This window comes from Pseudolabrys sp. (assembly GCF_035943735.1).
Lineage (GTDB): Bacteria > Pseudomonadota > Alphaproteobacteria > Rhizobiales > Xanthobacteraceae > Pseudolabrys.
Genome location: NZ_DASZBV010000016.1, coordinates 262,983 through 283,501, shown reverse-complemented (window position 1 = coordinate 283,501; position 20,519 = coordinate 262,983). Strand labels below are relative to the sequence as shown.

The 20,519-nt window shown below is 67.1% G+C and carries 18 protein-coding genes; 8 read left to right on the top strand and 10 right to left on the bottom strand.

The genetic code is table 11. From position 1 onward, the window contains the following. Positions 1-66: 66 nt before the first annotated feature. From VGV41_RS09675 to VGV41_RS09665, 3 genes are all read left to right on the top strand, one after another. A complete protein-coding gene (locus VGV41_RS09675) occupies positions 67-1,686 on the top strand; it encodes a peptide chain release factor 3 (RefSeq protein ID WP_326863907.1) in 1,620 nt (539 codons plus the stop codon). Between the two features lie 183 nt (positions 1,687-1,869). Continuing rightward, positions 1,870-3,498, top strand: coding sequence for a diguanylate cyclase (locus VGV41_RS09670; RefSeq protein ID WP_326863600.1), 1,629 nt, complete (start codon positions 1,870-1,872; stop codon positions 3,496-3,498). Between the two features lie 266 nt (positions 3,499-3,764). After that, the gene (locus tag VGV41_RS09665; protein WP_326863599.1) at positions 3,765-3,950 is read left to right on the top strand and encodes a hypothetical protein; all 186 of its coding nucleotides are present in this window, start codon (positions 3,765-3,767) and stop codon (positions 3,948-3,950) included. Positions 3,951-3,960: 10 nt separating this feature from the next. Here the strand turns inward: VGV41_RS09665 and VGV41_RS09660 are convergent, their stop codons facing one another. Beyond that, on the bottom strand, positions 3,961-4,926 hold the full coding sequence (locus VGV41_RS09660; RefSeq protein WP_326863598.1) for a tripartite tricarboxylate transporter substrate binding protein: 966 nt from the start codon (positions 4,924-4,926) through the stop codon (positions 3,961-3,963). An 18-nt stretch (positions 4,927-4,944) separates the two neighbouring features. Next, positions 4,945-6,300, bottom strand: coding sequence for an FAD-dependent oxidoreductase (locus VGV41_RS09655; protein ID WP_326863597.1), 1,356 nt, complete (start codon positions 6,298-6,300; stop codon positions 4,945-4,947). Between the two features lie 94 nt (positions 6,301-6,394). On the opposite strand from VGV41_RS09655, the gene VGV41_RS09650 reads away from it, so the two are divergent. The 5 genes from VGV41_RS09650 to der all read left to right on the top strand — a co-directional run bounded on the left by VGV41_RS09650 (position 6,395) and on the right by der (position 10,621). Next, positions 6,395-6,976, top strand: coding sequence for an NnrU family protein (locus VGV41_RS09650; RefSeq protein WP_326863596.1), 582 nt, complete (start codon positions 6,395-6,397; stop codon positions 6,974-6,976). Positions 6,977-6,982: 6 nt separating this feature from the next. After that, positions 6,983-7,810: a 3-methyl-2-oxobutanoate hydroxymethyltransferase gene (panB, locus tag VGV41_RS09645; protein ID WP_326863595.1), complete on the top strand. Its 828-nt coding sequence runs from the start codon at positions 6,983-6,985 to the stop codon at positions 7,808-7,810. Positions 7,811-7,949: 139 nt separating this feature from the next. Then, a complete protein-coding gene (locus VGV41_RS09640; protein ID WP_326863594.1) occupies positions 7,950-8,606 on the top strand; it encodes a tetratricopeptide repeat protein in 657 nt (218 codons plus the stop codon). A 9-nt stretch (positions 8,607-8,615) separates the two neighbouring features. Beyond that, positions 8,616-9,161, top strand: a complete 546-nt coding sequence (locus tag VGV41_RS09635) for a hypothetical protein (RefSeq protein WP_326863593.1) — start codon at positions 8,616-8,618, stop codon at positions 9,159-9,161. A 92-nt stretch (positions 9,162-9,253) separates the two neighbouring features. Next, on the top strand, positions 9,254-10,621 hold the full coding sequence (der, locus tag VGV41_RS09630) for a ribosome biogenesis GTPase Der (RefSeq protein ID WP_326863592.1): 1,368 nt from the start codon (positions 9,254-9,256) through the stop codon (positions 10,619-10,621). 27 nt (positions 10,622-10,648) lie between these two features. Here der and VGV41_RS09625 read toward each other — a convergent pair whose 3' ends face one another. The 8 genes from VGV41_RS09625 to VGV41_RS09590 form a co-directional block, all read right to left on the bottom strand. Beyond that, positions 10,649-11,389 carry an SDR family NAD(P)-dependent oxidoreductase gene (locus VGV41_RS09625; RefSeq protein WP_326863591.1) on the bottom strand — a complete coding sequence of 247 codons (741 nt, stop codon included), beginning with the start codon at positions 11,387-11,389 and terminating at the stop codon, positions 10,649-10,651. 121 nt (positions 11,390-11,510) lie between these two features. After that, a complete protein-coding gene (purF, locus tag VGV41_RS09620) occupies positions 11,511-12,995 on the bottom strand; it encodes an amidophosphoribosyltransferase (protein WP_326863590.1) in 1,485 nt (494 codons plus the stop codon). Positions 12,996-13,000: 5 nt separating this feature from the next. Continuing rightward, complete coding sequence (locus VGV41_RS09615) at positions 13,001-13,606, bottom strand: CvpA family protein (RefSeq protein ID WP_326863589.1); 606 nt, start codon at positions 13,604-13,606, stop codon at positions 13,001-13,003. 206 nt (positions 13,607-13,812) lie between these two features. Beyond that, positions 13,813-15,213 (bottom strand): DNA repair protein RadA, encoded by a 1,401-nt coding sequence (radA, locus tag VGV41_RS09610; RefSeq protein ID WP_326863588.1) that lies wholly within the window; start codon positions 15,211-15,213, stop codon positions 13,813-13,815. Between the two features lie 371 nt (positions 15,214-15,584). Beyond that, entirely contained in the window at positions 15,585-15,866 is a 282-nt protein-coding gene (locus VGV41_RS09605) for a hypothetical protein (RefSeq protein ID WP_326863587.1), read from the bottom strand. Between the two features lie 89 nt (positions 15,867-15,955). Beyond that, the gene (alr, locus tag VGV41_RS09600; protein ID WP_326863586.1) at positions 15,956-17,128 is read right to left on the bottom strand and encodes an alanine racemase; all 1,173 of its coding nucleotides are present in this window, start codon (positions 17,126-17,128) and stop codon (positions 15,956-15,958) included. Between the two features lie 47 nt (positions 17,129-17,175). Continuing rightward, entirely contained in the window at positions 17,176-18,807 is a 1,632-nt protein-coding gene (locus VGV41_RS09595; RefSeq protein ID WP_326863584.1) for a GMC family oxidoreductase, read from the bottom strand. 78 nt (positions 18,808-18,885) lie between these two features. Next, positions 18,886-20,391: a replicative DNA helicase gene (locus VGV41_RS09590; protein WP_326863582.1), complete on the bottom strand. Its 1,506-nt coding sequence runs from the start codon at positions 20,389-20,391 to the stop codon at positions 18,886-18,888. Between the last annotated feature and the right edge of the window lie 128 nt (positions 20,392-20,519).

The following is a 20,519-nucleotide window of genomic DNA, read 5'->3' as shown; positions in this document are numbered from 1 at the left end:
GCGGCCGCCGTCGGCATCGATTCAAATGTGCTTGATTTTCAGGGCAAATATCGCCACATGCACGGCATGAACGTACCACTGCGCGCCGATTCTGCGCCCCAGACGCCGCTCGCCGCCGAGGTCGAGCGGCGGCGCACATTTGCGATCATCTCGCACCCGGACGCGGGTAAGACGACTTTGACCGAAAAGCTGCTGCTGTTCGGGGGCGCCATCAATCTCGCCGGGCAGGTCAAGGCCAAGCGCGACCGCCGCTCCACCCGCTCGGACTGGATGGCGATCGAGCGCGAGCGCGGCATCTCGGTCGTCACCTCGGTGATGACCTTCGATTACGACGGCCGCGTCTTCAACCTGCTCGACACGCCGGGCCACGAGGACTTCTCCGAGGACACCTATCGCACGCTGACCGCGGTCGACTCGGCGGTGATGGTGATCGACGCCGCCAAGGGCATCGAGGCACGCACGCGCAAATTGTTCGAAGTCTGCCGCCTGCGCGACATCCCGATCATCACCTTCATCAACAAAATGGACCGCGAGGCGCGCGACCCATTCGAGATCCTCGACGAGATCGAAAAGACGCTGGCGCTCGACACCACGCCGATGACCTGGCCGATCGGGCAGGGCCGCGACTTCGCCGGCACCTACGACATCGCCACCGGCGAGATGCGTCTCGTCGGTGAGAACGACAAGACTGTCGACCGCCAGCCGCTCGACGTCGACGCGCTCGCCGCCAAGAACCCGATGCTCGATGCCGCCGCCATCAAGGAAGAGCTGGCGCTGGTCAGGGAGGCCTGCCGGCCGTTCGACATGCAGGCGTTTCGCGAGGGCCATCTGACGCCGGTGTTCTTCGGCTCGGCGCTGAAGAATTTCGGCGTCAAGGATCTGCTCGATGCACTCGGTGCGCTGGCGCCGCCGCCGCGTGCGCAGGATTCCAACCTGCGCCGCATCGATGCGCACGAGAACGCGATGACCGCCTTCGTGTTCAAGATCCAGGCCAACATGGATCCCAACCACCGCGACCGCATCGCCTTCGCGCGCCTGTGCTCGGGCAAACTGCGCCGCGGCATGAAGGCCAAGCTGACGCGCACCGGCAAGCCGGTGACCCTGTCGGCGCCGCAGTTCTTCTTCGCGCAGGATCGCTCGGTCGCGGACGAGGCCTATGCCGGCGACGTGGTCGGTATCCCGAACCACGGCACCCTGCGCATCGGCGACACCTTCACCGAAGGCGAGGACATCGCCTTCCTCGGCGTGCCGAACTTCGCGCCGGAGATTTTGCGCCGCGTGAAGCTCGGCGATCCGATGAAGGCGAAGAAGTTGAAAGAGGCTCTGCAGCAGATGGCGGAGGAGGGCGTCGTGCAGGTGTTCCGCCCGCTCGACGGCGCGCCGGCTTTGGTCGGCGTGGTCGGGCCGCTGCAGCTCGACGTGCTGAAGGTGCGGCTCTCGGAGGAGTACGGCCTCGACATCGGCTTCGAGCAGCCGGAATTCCAATTGGCGCGCTGGCTGTCGTGCCCGGAGCGCAAGACGCTCGACGAGTTCGTCTCCGCCAACTACTCGTCGGTCGCCGAGGATCTCGACGGCGACAAGGTGTTCATGGCGCGCAACCAGTTCATCCTCGACTACACGCGCGAGCGCGCGCCGGACATCGTCTTCACCGACATCAAGGACGTGAAGAAGGACAAGGCGGCGTAGGAGCCCGATCTCCGCTGCCGGCCCGATGCCGCGTCACCCGACGTGCCGCCGCCGACAGACCGGCACGACGGTGGTCGCCGGTTCATCGCCCGCCGCTTAGGAGTTTTACCATTGACGTAAGTCAATCGGCTCCTCCGCGGCCGATGCTAGGTAGCGGTTTCCGACCAGTCTGCGATTGGAACTATGCAGGAAACCCCCGATACGGTGCCCGGCTTTGAACGCGCCGTGCCCGGCGCCTCGCGCCCCGGCCGCGAGACAAACCGGTTGCGGCTTTACTTTCTCGTGCCGCTGGTGATCGCAATCCTGATCACCGAGATCGTGCCGATCGTCGGCGTTTACCAATTCACACACCGCAGCACCGGCGTCGGCGGCATTCATCTGCGCCTGTCGGCGATCGAGCTTTACAGCGACACGATCGAACAACACGCGCACGCGCTGGAAACGGCGCTGGATATCCTCTCGCATGACGACAACTTGCGCGACGCATTGGCGCGCAAGGACCGCCAGGAACTGCTCGAGCACGTCGCGCCGTTGTTCGCCAAGATGAAGCGGACCTATGGCATCACCCATTTGTATTTCGAAGGCCCCGATCGCGTGAACCTGCTGCGGGTGCATGAGCCGCAGCGCTACGGCGATGTCATCAACCGCGTCACCACGATGTTGGCCGAACGCACCGGTGCGACGGCGCACGGTGTCGAGCTTGGGCCGATCGGAACCTTTACACTGCGCGTGGTCCAGCCTTGGTTCGAAGAGCGGACGCAGCGTCTGCTGGGCTATGTCGAGCTTGGCATGGAGACCCCCGAAGCCGTCGAGCGCATCCGCAAATCGCTCGGCGCCCAAGGTTTCGTCCTCGTCAAAAAGGACCTCCTGGATCGGGCCGGTTGGGAGGAGGGTATGCGTGTGTTCGGGCGGACGCCCGACTGGGGACAGTTCCCCCGTTACGTGGTGAGTAGCCAGTCGCTTCCGCAAATCCCGCCGGAACTGGCGAAACGAATCGAGACCGATCAGTTGGAGACCGCTCCGGACGAGCCGGTCATTCAGGTCGGGCAAACCTATTACCGGCCGCTGTTTGTCCCGATCCAGGACGTCGGCGGCCGTCCCGTCGCCACGGTCGCCTTGCTCGTCGACGTGTCGCACGAGATTGACACCGCCCGACTTGCGCTTCTGCTCGGCGGCATCGCCTATCTGGCCGGCGGCATCCTCTTGTTCGTCCTTTTCTATCGCCTCGTCGGCTGGCTCGGACGGCGCATTGAGGATAATCAGCAGCGGCTCGAACAGCTTGCCACGCTCGATCCGTTGACCGGTCTCTATAACCATAAAATGTATGTTTCGATCCTGAACAACGAGATCGCCCGCGCGCAACGCCACGGCCGGCCGGTGTCCTTGTTGATCGTCGACATCGATTACTTCAAGAAGATAAACGATCGATATGGCCACATGGTCGGCGATCGGGTGCTGCGGCGAATGGGGGTTGTGCTTAAGGACTCCATGCGCCGCGAAAACAGTGTGTGTCGTTACGGCGGCGAGGAATTCGCCATTATCGTCCCGGAATTCGGGGCGGAGGCGGCTGTCGAGGTCGCGGAACGGCTGAGGGATGTGGTGGAGCAGACCGCTTTCGGCAGCGGCAAAGACCAGGACATCAGGATCACCATCAGTATCGGTGTTGCCGCGTTTCCGGAATTGGCCGGTTCGGCAGACGAACTGACCACGGCGGCCGACCTCGCGCTTTACGCGGCCAAGGGCGGCGGACGAAATCGCGTGTCGCGCTACATGAAGCCGGTCACAGGCGCCAAGGTGGACATTGTCCAGTGATCCGGCGGCAGGCGGCCGGTCGATCCGCGGCGAGGTGTGCGCGACGCAGCGAGCAGCGTGCATGGCAGGGCAAGCCCGGCCATGACGAAGTGCGCCTGGGACGCGGGGGAGGTCGCTTTAGGCCGCGTTACGTAAGCCCTGCTGCCCTAATCCCGCGCGCCAACGTGCTAGCGTCCACCGCGCAATCGTCATGAACGCGCTTGTGGGGGCACGGAATGGCACAGACATCTTTGCGGCAGACGACCGAGCTCGTACTGGGCGGGCTCATGGCCGTTTCGCTTCCCGCCGCCATTATCGGCGGGACGGTGGCCATCATTCGCTTCGGCGAACCCGATGCAGCCACCGCCACCTTCGTGGCGGACCTGTTCGCCTGGGTCTTCACCGCGGCGTTTCTCGGCGCGTTCGCTCTTGCCATGGCCGAGCGGCTGAGCGTGCCGCCGCTCGAACCCTGAGCAGCGGGCGCTAGTTCACCTTCACGTTCGCCGCCTTGATGACCGGCGCCCAGCGGGCGACCTCGCGGTCGATCAGCGCGCGGAAATCCTCCGGCGACGAACCGACCGGCTCCATCAAGGTGGCGCCGAGCTTCTGCTTGACGTCCGGCTGTTTGATGATGGCGACGACGTCCTTGTTGATCCTGTCGACCATCGGCTTCGGCATGCCGCCCGGCGCGATCAGGCCCATCCAGGCGTCGGCCTCGACGTCGATGCCGCTCTCCTTCAGCGTCGGCACATCGGGCAGATAAGGCGAGCGCTTCGCCGTCGAGACGGCGAGGATCTTCAGCTTGCCCGCTTTTGCCTGCGGCACCACCGAGATTGCCGGCAGGCAGCCCATCTGCGCGTCGTTGCGGATGATGGCGGTCACCGCCTGCGGCGACGACGGATAGGGCAGGTGCACGAGCCGCGTGCCGGCCTTGATGGCGATCGCCTCCATCGCGAGATGCGACAGCGAGCCGTTGCCGATCGAGGCGAAATTGTATTTGCCCGGATTGGCCTTGATCAGCGTGACGAGGTCCTGGACCGTGTTGACCTTCAGGTCGGGATTGACCGCGAGCGCGCTCGGCTGGGTGATGAGCTGCGTGACCGCGGTGATGTCCTTCTTCGGATCGTAGGGCAGCTTCGAGAACAGCAGCGTGTTGATGGCGAGCGGGCCGCCGATCGACACGCCGATGGTGCCGCCGTCGGGCGCCGCCTTCGCCACGGCGTCGGTGCCGATATTGCCCGAGGCTCCGGGCTTGTTCTCCACCACGAAGGCGCTGTCGGGATATTCCTTCTTCAGCCCGTCGGCGATGATGCGCGCGACGATGTCGGGGGTCGAGCCGGGGCCGAACGGCACCATGATGTGCACGATCTTGGCCGGCCAGGTCTGCGCCGGCGCGGGGGCCGCGGCGGCGACGAACAGTGCGGCGGCGAGAGCGATCTTCTTGAGCATTGCCTCAATCCTCCAGGGTCAGACGTTGCGGCCGAGATAGACGCCGCCGCCTTCCAGCGTTTCTTGCAGGTTCGAAATGCTAACATCGGCGCAGGCGCGATTGCCGGCAAGCGCCAGGTGCGCGGCGGTGCCGGCGGCTTCGCCCATGACGAAGCAGGCGCCCGACACGCGCGCCGCCGACTGGCCTTCGTGCGTCATCGAGCCGCAGCGGCCGGCGACGAGCAGGTTGTCGAACGGCGCGCCGGTTTCGGTCGTTGGCACCAGCATGCGATAGGGGAGTTGGTTGAAGCCGCGCGATCCGGGGATGTCCGGCCAGCGCCAGACCACGTCGCCGGCGACATGCATCTCCAGCGGCCAGCCGTTGACGCCGATCGTGTCGGCGAAATCGGCGCAGGCGGTGACGTCGTCACCCGTGAGCGTGGCGAGGCCCTTGATGCGGCGCGTCTCGCGGATGCCGAGCTGCGGCGGAATGTCGACGATATAGGCGTCGGCAAAGCCGGGCGCCTCGCGCTTGAGGAAGTCGAAGAAGGCGCGCGCCTGCCGGCGGCCATCGATCTCGCCGGCGCTCAGGGCGCGCGCGTCGGTGCCGTCGATCGGGCGGCCGTCGGCGTCCTTCACCTGCGTGACGTTCACGCGCCATTCGCTGGTGTGCTTCTGCGGCCTTATGATCGCGCCCTTGCGCGGGAAGGCGACGCCGCGCTTCTCGGCCTCCTGCATCAGCGCCGGCACGCTCTTCCAGGCTTCGCCGGCCTTGTCCGGATCGACGTTGTTCACGCGGAACATCATGCTCGGATAGAGCATGTCGTCCTTGTCGAAGCGTGCGCCGGCGAATGCGGCGAGATCGCCGTCGCCTGAGCAGTCGACGAACACCTGCGCCCGCATCGCCATGCGGCCGGACTTCGTCTCGACGAGCAGCGCCTCGATGCGTCCGCCGCGCGCCATGACGACGCCGACGGCGAACGCGTGAAACAGGATGTCGACGCCGCGTGAGACGAGGAGATCGTCGGCAGCAATTTTGTAGGCGGCGGTGTCGTAGGCCTGCGCATGGGTCTTGCCGAGCACGAGATGCGGCGCGTTCAGGCCGCCGAGCCGGTCGATGCGGCCGATGAGGTCGTCGGCGACGCCGTGCACAACCTGGCGAATGTCGCCGAACACGTTGGCGTGCAGGCCGCAGAAATTGGTGACGCCGGCGGCGGTGCCCATGCCGCCGAGGAAGCCGTAGCGCTCGACCAGCAGCGTCCTGCGGCCGTGGCCGGCGGCGCCGGCGGCGGCGGCGATGCCGGCGGGCCCGCCGCCGAGGACAACAACGTCGTACTCGCCGCCGACCGGCGTGCGACGTTCTGGCTCTGTGACAAAGCCGGCGGTTGCGGCCATCGCCGAATTCCCATGCGGAACCGCGGCTTGCATTGGCCGCGTCTATCCTCTACTGCGGCGGCGAGCGTTTGGGCAATCGCGCGGGACACGCGACATGGGATTGGCCGTCCTCGTTCTCGGCCTGGCGGTATTCATCGCCAGCCATCTGATAGTGACCTTCCGCGACGCGCGCGCGGCAGCGATCGCGCGCCTCGGCAAGCCCGTCTACCACACGATCTTCGGCGTCCTTGCGCTCGTCGGCGTGGCGCTGATCGCCTGGGGCTATGCGGACTACCGCGCGACCGAATGGACGCAGTTGTGGTCGCCGCCGCCGTTTATGCGCCACATCACGCTCGGCCTGATGCTCATCGCGGCGATCGTGCTCGTAGCCTGGCTGGTGCCGAGCCACATTCGCGCCTGGAGCAAGTTTCCGCTGCTCCTTGCGGTCAAGATCTGGGCCTTCGCCCACCTGCTGGTGAACGGCGATCTCGGCTCGATGATCATGTTCGGCGCGCTGCTCGCCTGGGCGGTCTATGCACGCATCGCCGCGAAGCATCGCGCCGATGTGGTGTTGCCGGCGGCGCCGGCGTCGTGGCTGAACGACGTCTTCGTCGTCGTCGCCGGTGTCGCACTCTATCTCGCCCTCGGCTTCTGGTTTCATCCGCACGTCATCGGCGTGCCGGTCTTCACGAGGTAAGCAACGATGTCCGTGCAGAGCGATATGCGCCGGTTGACCGCGCCCGATATCCGCGCGCGCAAGGGCGGCGAGCCGATCGTCATGCTCACCTCGTATCACGCGCACACCGCGTCGATCGCCGACAAGCATTGCGACGTCATTCTCGTCGGCGACTCGCTCGGCATGGTGATGCACGGCCTCGAGACCACCGTGCCGGTGACGCTCGACATGATGATCCTGCAGGGGCGCGCGGTGATGCGCGGCTCGCGGCGCGCGCTCGTCGTGGTGGATATGCCGTTCGGCTCTTACGAAGCGTCGAAGGAGCAGGCGTTCATGAGCGCGGTGCGCGTGCTCAAGGAGACCGGCTGCGGCGCCATCAAGCTGGAAGGCGGCAAGCGCATGGCCGAGACCATCCGCTTCTTGGTCGAGCGCGGCGTGCCGGTTATGGCGCATGTCGGCCTGACGCCGCAGTCGATCAACACGATCGGCTCGTTCCGCGCGCAGGGGCGCGACGAGGCCGACTGGGGCCCGATCGAGCAGGACACGCTTGCCGTGTCGCAGGCCGGCGCCTTCTCGGTGGTGATCGAGGCGGTGGCCGAGCCGCTCGCCCGCAAGCTGACGGGGGCGGTGCCGATCCCGACCATCGGCATCGGCGCCAGTAACGCCTGTGACGGGCAGGTGCTGGTGATGGAGGACATGCTCGGCCTGTCGCCGCGGGTGCCGAAATTCGTCAAGCGCTACGGCGAGCTCGGCCCCGGCATCGACAAGGCGATCGCCGATTACGCCGCCGAGGTCCGCTCGCGGGCCTTCCCCGGGCCGCAGCACGTCTATCCGATGAAGGTGCCCAAAGGCTGAGACCGGCTGGTTCCGACCGCCTCCCGCCCTTCAAAATCAAAGACTTGCCGGCCGTGCCTTGCCTGTGCCACATGGCTGCCTTACGGGGTAACCCTGCGCGGGGGGTCGAAACGGCGACGCGCGAAACCGGGAGAGCGGCGTGGCCGACATCTTTCACGAAGTCGACGAGGAAGTCCGGCGCGAGCGGCTGGCCCAGATTTGGGAGCGCTACAGCTGGCTGATCGTCGGCGTCTGCGTTCTCATCGTGGTGGGCGTCGGCGGCTGGCGCGGCTACGACTGGTATATCGCCCGTCAAGCGGCGATCGCCGGCAGAGAGTTCGAAACCGCGGTCACCCTGAGCGAGCAGGGCAAGGCGGCCGACGCCGAGAAGGCCTTCGCCAAGGTCGCCGCCGAGGCGCCGGGCGGCTATCGCATCCTGGCGCGCTTCCGCGCCGCCGCTTCGCTGGCGCAGGCGGGCAAGAAGGACGAGGCGCTGAAGGCCTATGACGCGCTGGCGGCCGATCCGTCGCTGACGCAGGCCTGGCAGGATCTCGCCTCGATCCGCGCCGGCTATCTCGTGGTCGACGCCGCCCCGCTGGCGGAGATGCAGAAGCGGCTGGTGCCGCTCGCCGATTCAAACCGCGCCTTCCGCCACAGCGCGCGCGACCTGCTGGCGCTCTCGGCCTGGCGCAACAACGACGTGGCCGCCGCCAAGAAATATCTCGGCATGATGTCGGCCGACGCGGAAACGCCGCCGTCGATCCGCTCGCGCGCCGACATGCTGAGCGCGCTGATCGCCGGCAACGACAAGAGCTGAGGACGTTTCATGCGCCGCATTTCCCGCGTTGTGACGGTGGCGATGCTGCTGATCGGTGTTGCGCCGATGGTGGCGGGCTGCGCCGACGGCGAGCTCGACATGGACAAGCTCGACGTGCTCGGCCTCAACCAGAAGAAGCCGCTGCCCGGCAAGCGCGAGGCGCTGTTTCCGAACGGCGTGCCGGGCGTGGAGCAGGGCATTCCGCCGGAATACATGAAGGGCAATCTCGCCCAGCAGCCTGGGGCGGCCGTTCCCATGGGGCCGCTGACGACGCAGCCCGCAGGCTCGCCGAACGCGCAGACAGCCTCCGCGGAGCCGCCGGCCGCCGAGCAGGCGAAGGAAAAACCGAAGGCGAAACCGAAGAAGCGCGTCGCCGCCCGTCCGAAGCCGACACGCGTGCGCATCGCGCCGAAGCCGGCAGTGCAGCCGGCACAGGCGCAGCCGGCCCCCGCCCAGGCCCAGCAGCAGGCGCCGTCGCCATGGCCGGACCAGCAGCAGTCGGTGCCGGCGCCGTGGCCGTCGGCGCCGCCTCCGGGCACCTTCAGCAAGCAGTAGAGCAGCGGTCCCAACGGGTCCCGCGCACGGGACGGCGACCGCCGTCACCGAACACGGTGCGTTTTGCGCTTGCACCGGCTAGATAGGGCCGCATGAGCTTCACCGTCGCCATCGTCGGCCGGCCGAATGTCGGCAAATCCACCTTGTTCAACCGTCTCGTCGGCCGCCGCCTGGCGCTGGTCGACGATCGGCCGGGCGTGACCCGCGACCGCCGCGAAGGCGAGGCGCGGCTCGGCGACCTCGAGTTCACCGTCATCGACACAGCGGGGCTTGAGGAGTCCGCGCCGGAGAGCCTGTCCGGTCGCATGCGGGCGCAGACCGAAACCGCCATCGGCCAGGCCGACGCGATCCTCTTCATGATCGACACCCGCGCCGGACCGACGCCCACCGACCACGCATTCGCCCAGATCGTGCGCCGAGCCGGCAAGCCGACCGTGCTTGTCGCCAACAAGAGCGAAGGCCGGCACGCCGAGGAGCGGCGGCTGCAGGCCTACGAGCTCGGCCTCGGTGAACCGGTGGCGATCTCGGCCGAGCACGACGAGGGCATGGTCGACCTCTATGATGCGCTGGTGGCCGCGTTGCCGGAGCAGACTGCCGCGCAGCGCCACGAGGCCGAAGCCGAGACGCGCGGTCCGCACGCGATCCGCGTCGCCATCGTCGGCCGGCCGAACGCCGGCAAGTCGACGCTCATCAACCGGCTCATCGGCGAGGAGCGGCTGCTCACCGGCCCGGAGGCGGGCATCACCCGTGACTCCATCGCCGTCGATCTCGCCTGGCATGGCCAGCCGTTTCAGCTCTACGACACCGCCGGGCTGCGGCGGCGCTCGCGCGTGGAGGAGAAGCTGGAGAAACTGTCGGTGGCCGACGCGCTCAACGCGGTGCGCTTCGCCGAAGTGGTGGTGGTGCTGCTCGACGTCGACAACGCCTTCGAGGAGCAGGACCAGCGCATCGCCGACCTGGTGGAGCAGGAAGGCCGCGCCATCGTCATCGCCGTCAACAAATGGGATTTGAAAGAGCACACGCCCGGCGCCATCGGCAAATTGAAGCAGCAGGCGGACGAGAAGCTGACGCAGATGAAGGGCGTGCCGCTGGTCGCGGTCTCGGGCCTCACCGGCGAGGGGCTCGACCGGCTGATGCAGGCGATCGTCGACGCCTATGAGGTGTGGAACCGGCGCGTGCCGACCAGCGCGCTCAATCGCTGGTTCGAGGAGGCTGTCTCCGCCAACCCGCCGCCGGCGGTGTCGGGGCGGCGGCTCAGGCTCAATTACATCACGCAGGCCAAGGCGCGGCCGCCGAGCTTCGTCGTGTTCTGCACGCGCGCCGACGCCGTGCCCGACGCCTACAAGCGCTATCTCGTCAATTCATTGCGCGACGTGTTCGAACTGCCCGGCACGCCGATCCGGCTGATGCTGCGGGAGAAGGCGAACCCGTTCGAAGGCCGGGCGAAGCGGAAGCATTGAGCGCCCCGCACGCGGGGAGAGAGAAGATCAGTCCGGCGCGCGGAACGACAAGAACCGGCCCTTGCGATACTCCCACACCTTGCCGTTCTCGCTGCACGCGGGCAGGCACAGCGGCACGATCGCCTTGGCCACGTCTTCCGGCGGCGTCAGCGTCGCCGGATCGACGCCCGGCCAGCCGCCCGCATACATGCGCGTGCGCGTCGGCCCCGGACTGAAGGCGTTGACCTTGACGCTCGTGTTCGCGCTCTCGGCGGCGTAGGTCTGCACCAGCATGTTGAGCGCGGCCTTCGCCGCGGCGTAGGGGCCGGTATAGGCGCGGCCGAGCCAGGAGAGGCCGGAGGTGATGAACACTGCGCGGCCGGCATCCGAGCGCTTGAGCAACGCGTCCATGGTGCGGATCAGCCACCAGTTGGCGGTGACGTTGACCGCCATGCTGTTCTCGAAGTCCTTGCGCTCGACATGATCGAGCGGCGACAGCGGCCCGAGGATGCCGGCATTGCCGACCATGACGTCGAGCTTGCCGTAGCGCTCGTTGAGCGCCAGCGCGAGGCGGGCGATGCCGTCGGCATCCTTCATATCGACCGGCACCAGCGTGGCCGTGCCGCCGGCCGTCTTGATCTTGTCGTCGAGCTCTTCCAGGCCGCCGGCCGTGCGCGCCACCGCGACGACATGCGCGCCGGCCTGCGCCAGCAGCAAAGCGAGCTCGGCGCCGATGCCGCGCGAGGCGCCGGTGACGAGGGCGATGCGGTCGGCGAGAGGTTTGCTCATTGTTTAACCCTCATCCTGAAGAGGCGGCGAAGCCGCCGTCTCGAAGGATGAGGCCTCATGGTTCGAGACGCGCCTTCGGCGCTCCTCACCATGAGGAGCCACGCAGGTCAAGTCTGGCTGATCAAATCGCCTCGGCCAGCAGCGACAATTGCCGCGGGCTCGCCTGCTGGGCGTTGAGGTCGGTGAGTGCCGTCGGATAATCGCCGGTGAAGCAGTGGTCGGTGAACTGTGGCCGCGCATTGTCGCGTCCCGGATAACCCATGGCGCGGTAGATGCCGTCGACCGAGAGGAAGGAGAGGCTGTCGGCGCCGATGAACTGGCGGATGCCCTCGACGTCGTGCGTGGCGGCCAGCAGCTTCTCGGCGTCCGGCGTGTCGATGCCGTAATAGTCGGGGTGCTTGATCGGCGGCGAGGAGATGCGGAAGTGCACCTCCTTGGCGCCGGCCTCGCGCATCATCTGCACGATCTTGCGCGAGGTGGTGCCGCGCACGATAGAATCGTCGACCAGCACGATGCGCTTGCCGTTGACCACCGCGCGGTTGGCCGAGTGCTTCATGCGCACGCCCTGGTCGCGGATCGCCTGCGTCGGCTGGATGAAGGTGCGGCCGACATAGTGATTGCGGATGATGCCGAGCTCGAACGGGATGCCGGCAGCGTGGGCGAAACCGACCGCAGCCGGCACGCCCGAATCGGGCACCGGAATGATCACGTCGGCATTGGCCGGCGCCTCGCGCGCCAGCTCCGCGCCCATCGCCTTGCGCACGTCGTAGACCGGGCGGCCGCCGACGATCGAGTCGGGGCGGGCGAAATAGATGTATTCGAAGATGCAGGGCCGCGCCGCCTGCGGCGGGAACGGCTTGTGCGACTGGAAGCCATCCTCGTCGAAGACGACGACTTCGCCGTTCTCGACGTCGCGCACATAGGTCGCGCCGATGATGTCGAGAGCGCAGGTCTCCGAGGCGAGGATCGGGCAGCCGTCGAGCTTGCCGATCACCAGCGGCCGGATGCCGAGCGGGTCGCGCGCGCCGACCAGCTTCTTGTTGGTCATGCCGACGAAGGCATAGGCGCCCTCGAGCTGGCGCAGGCCCTCGATGAAGCGGTCGACGAAGCGGTTGCGCCGCGCCCGCGCCACCAGATGCAGGATGACTTCGGTGTCGCTGGTCGACTGCATCATGGCGCCGTCATGGACGAGCGCCTTGCGCAGCGAGATGCCGTTGGTGAGGTTGCCGTTGTGCGCGATGGCGAAGCCGCCGCCTTCGAGCTCGGCGAACAGCGGCTGCACGTTGCGCAGGATGGTTTCGCCGGTGGTCGAATAGCGGACATGGCCGACGGCGGCGTTGCCGGGCAGGCGGTCGATCACCTCGCGCCGGGCGAACGTGTCGCCGACGAGGCCGAGCCGCCGCTCGGAATGGAAGCGCTTGCCGTCGAAGGAGACGATACCGGCCGCTTCCTGGCCGCGGTGCTGCAAGGCGTGCAGGCCGAGCGCGGTGATGGCGGCAGCGTCCGGATGGCCGAAGATGCCGAAGACGCCGCATTCCTCGCGGAGCCGGTCCGCCTCCAGATCGAGGGGAAGCGCCGGCTCGGGGGTCTGCGGGCGTGTGTGCATTGCCGTCAGGTTCCGCTGTTGCCCGCCGGCAGGGCCGGCGGCGTCAGTTCCGAATGCTGCTGATCGGAGGCGTCGGGGCCGTCCTGATCGTCGGGCTTCGGCTTCTTCAACCTCTTCAAGATGGTGCTTTCAGGGTCATCCGGCAACATCGACATCAGCCATTGTCCCGTGCTTTGCAGCACCACTTTCGACTTGGCCCCGCGCACCCAGTCCGGCTGGCTGCGGTCGGGAACCAGCCAGGCGAAGAAGATGAAGGCGACCACGACGATGAGGAGGCCGCGGCCGAGGCCGAACAGGAAGCCCAGGGTGCGGTCGAGGGCGCCGACGCGGCTGTCCAGCACCATGTCCGAAATGCGCACGGTGACGATCGAGACGATGATCAAAGTCAGCAGGAAGACGCCGCCGATCGACACGCCTTTCGACACCGTATCGCTGGGGAAATAGCCCTGCACCAGCGGGGTGACGCGCGGGAAGGCCCACAGCGTGACCACCGCCGCGATGCCCCAGGCGGCGATCGACAGCACTTCGCGCATGAAGCCGCGAATCATGGCCAGCAGGCCGGAGATCAGCATCACGACCAGCAGAAGGACGTCGAGCAGCGTGATCGGCATCGGCGCAGGCGCTCCGTCGGAGAGATGCCATCGGCCCTGACAGTGCTTGGGCTGAGTCGGGAGCAAAGCCAATACCGCGGCTCCCGATGCGGGCGGCAACTCGACCTGAATGCTATCCGTTGAACCTTTAGCGCCCGGCGAGGGCCCCGAGCCGATCGCCGGCGGCGGCTTTGACGCCCGCTATATAGCGGGGCGTCATCCTGCCGTCACCCGTCTTCTCCGGCGGATTGGGCGGCTTTGCGGCGGCCACGTGCGGCGATATCGGCGACCAGCGAGGCGAGATTGCCGATCTCCGTTGTCCGCAAGCCCGGATCGCCGCTCTCTCGCGCCGATTCCGGCACCACGGCGGCGGTGAAACCGAGCTTGGCCGCTTCCTTCAGACGGCTCCCCGCCTGCGCCACCGGGCGCACCGCGCCGGACAGCGATACCTCGCCGAAATACACGGCCTGCGGCGGCAGCGGCGCGTCGACCAGCGACGAGACGAGCGCGGCGGCGGCGGCGATATCGGCCGCCGGCTCCTGGATGCGCATGCCGCCGGCGACGTTGAGATAGACGTCGTGACCACCGAGGCGCACGCCGCAATGGGCTTCCAGCACGGCGAGCACCATCGACAGGCGGCTCGAATCCCAGCCGACCACCGAGCGGCGCGGCGTACCGAGCGTGGACGGTGCGACCAGCGCCTGGATCTCGACCAGCAGCGGCCGCGTGCCTTCCATGCCGGCGAACACGGCGGTGCCAGGCTGGCCGAGGTCGCGCTCGGAGAGAAACAGCGCGGACGGATTGGTCACTTCGCAAAGTCCCGCGCCGGTCATCTCGAACACGCCGATCTCGTCGGTCGGGCCGAAGCGGTTCTTCACGGCGCGCAGGATGCGGAACTGGTGCGAGCCTTCGCCCTCGAAGGACAACACCGCGTCGACCATGTGCTCGACGACGCGGGGGCCGGCAATCTGCCCGTCCTTGGTGACGTGGCCGACGAGGATGATGGCCGCGCCGGTGCGCTTGGCGAAGCGGATCAACGCCTGCGCCGCGCCGCGCACCTGCGTCACCGTGCCGGGCGCGGATTCGACCGTGTCGGTCCACATGGTCTGGATCGAGTCGATGACGATGAGCTTCGGCGTCTTGCCTTCGGAGAGGGTGGCGATGATGTCCTCGACCGAGGTTTCGGAGGCGAGCTCGACCGCCGCCTCGCGCAGGCCCAGACGCTCGGCGCGCAGGCGCACCTGCGCCACCGCCTCTTCGCCGGAGATGTAGACGGCGCGCTGGCCGAGGCGGGCGAGCGCCGCGGTCGCCTGGATCAGGAGGGTCGATTTGCCGATGCCGGGATCGCCGCCGAGCAGCAGCACGGAGCCCTTGACGAAGCCGCCGCCGGTGACGCGGTCCAGTTCGCCAATGCCCGAGGCGATGCGGGGAGCGTCGGTGGCGTCGCCGGCCAGGTCCTCGAGCTTGAACAGGCGGCCTTTGCCGGGCTTGCGGCCGGGGCCGGCGGGGCGGTCGGCGCCTTCCTCGGAGAGCGTGTTCCAGTCGCCGCAGGCCTCGCACTTGCCCTGCCAGCGGTTATAGGCCGCGCCGCAGTTCTGGCAGATGAAGGTCAGACCGCGCTTGGACATGGGAATCGCCTTGAAATGCTCGGGCCGACGCTAGTGGCGTCATGAGAACATTACAAGAACATTCGTTAAGAGAAAGCGACTTTTGGACACTCGCCGTCCGGCGGCGTCGAGGAGGGGGCTCGCTCAGGGCTTTGCTCCCGAACAACTTTGAGCGACCGAGCAGAAACCAGATCAAGACCTATCCGGCTGTCCCGGGCGACCGTTTAGGGCGTGTCGCCGATGCCTTCGTGAACTCGTTCGCGAGCACTCTCACCGGCCGAAAATACAGATCGACGGACTCGTGGATATCCTTCTTGACGACATCGAGAAATCGTCCTGACTCGGAAGCTCTTTTTTTAGACGTGCGCTGGGGGCGCGTACCGGCAGACTTGCTAGACATGGCCGCCTCCCTTTTTCAAACCCAACGCCATTTCCTTCAGGAGTTTCCAAACTTCCACAAAAATAAAGAACACGAAACAGACCATATCCGCCAAAAACAGCAAAATTTCGATTACGTGGCACCCAAGTACAATCTCATATGGCGCCCCGAGTCCCTCAATCCAATGTGCTCCGAGAGAAATGATTGTCGCAACGCCGGCAAAAATACCGAAAAGAACAGCGCCGACGATTATTTGAAAGATGAAATGGCCGATGACTTTGAGTGTCTCGGTCATGGTTCCTCCGCCATCGACGGAGAGCTATGTACACCAGAAGTTGTAAATCCGCAAACGGTAGCCTGAGCAAAATTGAAACGGCCGAATAGCTAATTCCGATAAACCCGGTGATACCTGCGCCCGAGACTGGTCAGCACCTCGTAGCCGATGGTGCCGGCGCGGTTGGCGAGATGGTCCACGTCGACCTCGTCGCCGATCAATGTGACGAGATCGCCGCGACGCACCGCCTTCTCGGGCAGCGCGGAAATATCGATCGCCATCAGGTCCATCGAGATGCGGCCGGCCAGCGGGCAGCGCTTGCCGGCGACGATCGCGTCGGCGCCGGGCGCCTCGTCGGTCGCGCTCGCCGCGCGCAGGTAACCGTCGCCATAGCCGACCGCGACCACGGCGAGGCGTGCGGCGTGGCGCGACCGCCACGCGCCGCCATAGCCGACGGCGTCGCCCTTGCCGATGGTGCGCACCTGCACGACGTGCGCCTTCAATTCGACCACCGGGCGCATCGGGTTCGCCTTGCCCGGCATCGGATTGACGCCGTAGAGCGCCGCACCCGGCCGCACCATGTCACAATGCGCGCCGTTGCCGAGGAAGATGCCGGAGGAATTGGCGAGCGAAGCGGGGATGCCGCGATACAAAAGCCGCACCTCGCGGAAGAGCGCTATCTGTTTCTGGTTCGCCGGATTGTCGGGCGTGTCGGCGCAGGCGAGATGGCTGAGCACGAGCGTGATGCCGTGGTTCTCGGCGCGGATGCGCGGCGCCAAAGCCGCCGCCTCGTCGGCGGAGATGCCGAGCCGGTTCATGCCGGTGTCGATGTGCAGGGCGGCGCCGCCGCGCCAGTCCTGTCCCGAGCAGAAGGCGTCCCACTCGGCCAGTTCGACCATGCTGCCGATCACCGGCCGCGCATTGGCCTCGGCGTAGCCGGCCGTGGTGTTCGGCAAAAGGCCGTTGAGGACGTAGATGGCCGCATCGGGAACCACGGCGCGCAGGCGGCGGGCCTCGTAGAGATCGGCGACGAAGAAGGTGCGGCAGCCGGCGCGGGCGAGGTGCCGTCCGACCGGCTCGAGGCCGCAGCCATAGCCGTCGGCCTTGACCACGGCGGCGCATTCCGAGGGCATGGCGCGGCGGCCGAGCGCGCGCCAGTTGGCTTCGATCGCCGCCAGGTCGATCGTCAGGATGCCGCCGGCCTCGGCCGCCGGCGGACCGGCGGTGGTGACCGTCTCCGGAGAGGCGGCAGGCGCTTCGGCGATGACGACGGGCTGGTTCATGACCGGTCCGGTTTACCGGGACGCGGCCTTTGCGTCCATCCGCGTGGTCATACCGCCGCCGGCTCCGGCGCGGGCCGGCCGCGGATGAAGTCGGAGGCCTTGTCGGCGATCATCAAGGTCGAGGCGTTCAGATTGGCCGAGATCATGCGCGGCATGATCGAGGCGTCGACGACGCGCAGGGCCTCGAGGCCGTGCACGCGCAGGCGGTCGTCGACCACGGCGGCCGGATCGGTGGCCGGGCCCATGCGGCAGGTGCAGCCGGGATGGAACGTGGTCTGCCCGCGCGCGGCCGCGGCGGCGAGGAACTCGTCGTCACTTTGCACCTTGGGGCCGGGATAGTCCTCGAAGGCCGTGTAGGGCGCGAGCGGCGCCGAGGCGAGCAGGCGGCGCGCGAGTTTCATGCCGGCGACGACGACACGCTTGTCGAGCTCGGCGGCGAGATAGTTGGTCTGGATCTCCGGCGGCGCGAACGGATCGGACGAGCGGATGCGCACATAGCCGCGGCTCTCCGGCCGCTGCTGCCACGAGGCGACGGTCATGCCGGGCTCGTCCTCGAGCTTGCCCTGTTCGCCTTCCTTGTAGCTCGCCGGCGTGAAGGTCAGCTGCAGGTCGGAGGTCTCCGCCGTCTCGCCGGAATGCCAGAAGCAATAGACCAGCGTCGGCGACAGGCCGAGGATGCCGCGGCGCGCGAAGCCCCACTTCAGCGCTTCAAGCGCCAGATTAAGTCCGCGCGCGCGTTCGTTGATCGACTTGGCGTTCTTGACGCGCGCGACCGAGCGCGGCGCGTAATGGTCCTGCAGGCCTTCGCCGACGCCTTCGAGCGCGTGACGCACGGCGACGCCGTGCGCCTGCAGCAGCGCCGCCGGCCCGACGCCGGACAATTGCAGCAGCTGCGGCGAATTATAGGCGCCGCCGGCGAGGATCACCTCGCAGCGCGCGCGCACCTCGGTGATGTCGCCGCCGCGGCCGCCTTTGGCGTAGCGCACGCCGACCGCGCGCCGGCCCTCGAACACGATGCACGAAACGTGTGCGTGCGTGCGCACGGTCACGTTCGGCCGCTTCATCGCCGGCCGCAAAAACGCGGTGGCGGCGGACACGCGGCGGCCGTTGTGGATCGTCCGCTGCGCGTAGGCGACGCCTTCCTGCGTCGTGCCGTTGTAGTCCTTGTTGCGGGGGATGCCGAGGCTCTCCGCGCCGGCGATGAACGCCTCGCACAGCGGATCGCGCCAGTTGATGTCGGTGACGGTCAGCGCCCCGTCACGGCCGCGATAGGTGTCCTCGCCGTCGCCGATGCGCCGCTCCATGCGCCGGAAGTAGGGCAGCACGTCGGCATACCCCCACGAGCGGTTGCCGTACTGCGCCCAGGTGTCGAAGTCGCTGCGCTGGCCGCGGTTATAGATGTGGCCATTGATCGACGATGAGCCGCCGAGCGTCTTGCCGCGCGGCGAGAAGATGCGGCGGCCGGCGGTGCCTTCGCCCGGCTCCTGCGCATAGCACCAGTTGATGCGCGTATCGTAGAAGGTCTTGATGAAGCCGGCGGGCAGATGGATGTATGGGTGCCAGTCGGTCGGCCCCGCTTCCAGCACGCAGACTGTGGTGCCCTGGTCCTCGCTCAACCGGTTGGCCAGCACGCTGCCGGCGGAACCGGCGCCGACGATCACGTAATCGAACGTATCCATTCCAAGTCCCGCGCGGCCGCGACGGTGCGGCCATGCGAAGCATGCCCGCGCAGGCGCGGCGCGTCTATGCGCAGCGCATCACTCGCCGAAGCGCGCGGGCAGGTGGTCGCTCGCCGCGAGGTTGGAGAACTTGGTGATCGAGCCGTCGAACTGCAGCTCGACCGTGCCGGTGGGGCCGTGGCGCTGCTTGGCGATGATCACTTCCGCCTTGCCGCCGACCTTGTCGGCGTCGGCGAGCCACTGCGCGAACTTCTCGCGGTCGCTTTCCAGCGGCTTGCGCATCACGTGGTAGTACTCCTCGCGGTAGACGAAGAGCACCACGTCGGCGTCCTGCTCGATCGACCCCGATTCACGCAAGTCCGAGAGCTGCGGATGCTTGTCGTCGCGGCTTTCCACCTGACGCGAGAGCTGCGACAGCGCGATGACCGGCGTGTTGAGCTCCTTGGCCAACGCCTTGAGCTTGGTGGTGATCTCGGTGATCTCCTGCACGCGGTTCTCGTTCGAGCGCTTGGTCGAGCCGGAGAGAAGTTGCAGGTAGTCGATGACAATGAGGTCGAGGCCGCGCTGGCGCTTGAGCCGTCGCGCGCGGGCGGCGAGCTGCGCCACCGAAATGCCGCCGGTTTCGTCGACATAGAGCGGCAGGTTCTGCAATTCGACCGAGTAGTCCTTGATCTTCTCGAAGTCGGCTTCGCTGATGTTGCCGCGGCGGATCTGGTTCGACGGGATTTCCGTCTGCTCGGAGATGATACGGGTGGCGAGCTGCTCGGCCGACATTTCCAGCGAGAAGAAGCCGACGATACCGCCGTTGACGGTGGTCTGGTGGCCATCGGGTTTCAGCTCGCCCTGCCAGGCCTTGGCGACGTTGTAGGCGATGTTGGTGACGAGCGAGGTCTTGCCCATGCCCGGGCGGCCGGCGAGCACGATCAGGTCGGAGGGCTGAAGCCCGCCCATCATGCGGTCGAGGTCGTCGAGCCCGGTGGCGATGCCGGAGAGCTTGCCGTCGCGCTGGAAGGCATGCGCCGCCATGTCGATGGCGGTCGTCAGCGCGTTCGAGAAGCGCTGGAAGCCGCCGTCGTAACGTCCTGATTCCGCGAGGTCGTAGAGCCTGCGCTCGGCGTCCTCGATCTGGTTCTTGGGCGAAAAGTCGACCGGCGCGTCGTAAGCGACGTTGACCATGTCCTCGCCGACCAGGATCAGAGAGCGGCGGATGAACAGGTCGTAGACCGTGCGGCCGTAATCCGAGGCGTTGATGATCGTCGTCGCCTCGGCGGCGAGGCGGGCAAGATACTGGTTGACCGTCATGCCGCCGATGTCGATGGCGGCGTCGAGGAAGGTCTTCAGGGTCACCGGCGTCGCCAGCTTGCCGGCGCGGATCAGTTCGCGCGAGAGCTGGAAGATGCGCTGGTGGATCGGCTCGAAGAAGTGTTCCGGCTCGAGGAAGTCGGACACCCGGTAGAGCGCCTCGTTGTTGACAAGGATGGCGCCGAGCAGCGCCTGTTCCGCCTCGATATTGTGCGGAGCAGTGCGATAGCTCGGGCCGGGGGCCTCGAGCGGCTTGCGGGCGACTGATTCGAGCGGAGCCATGGGAATGGATACGAGCTTTCGAAGGCAAAAAGGTGGTGATTCGATACTGCGCTGCAAACGCGATCGATGAACGCGGCGGGCTACTGAAAGATCGACCGCGGTTAAGGCGACTGCCCCGCGGAGGCATT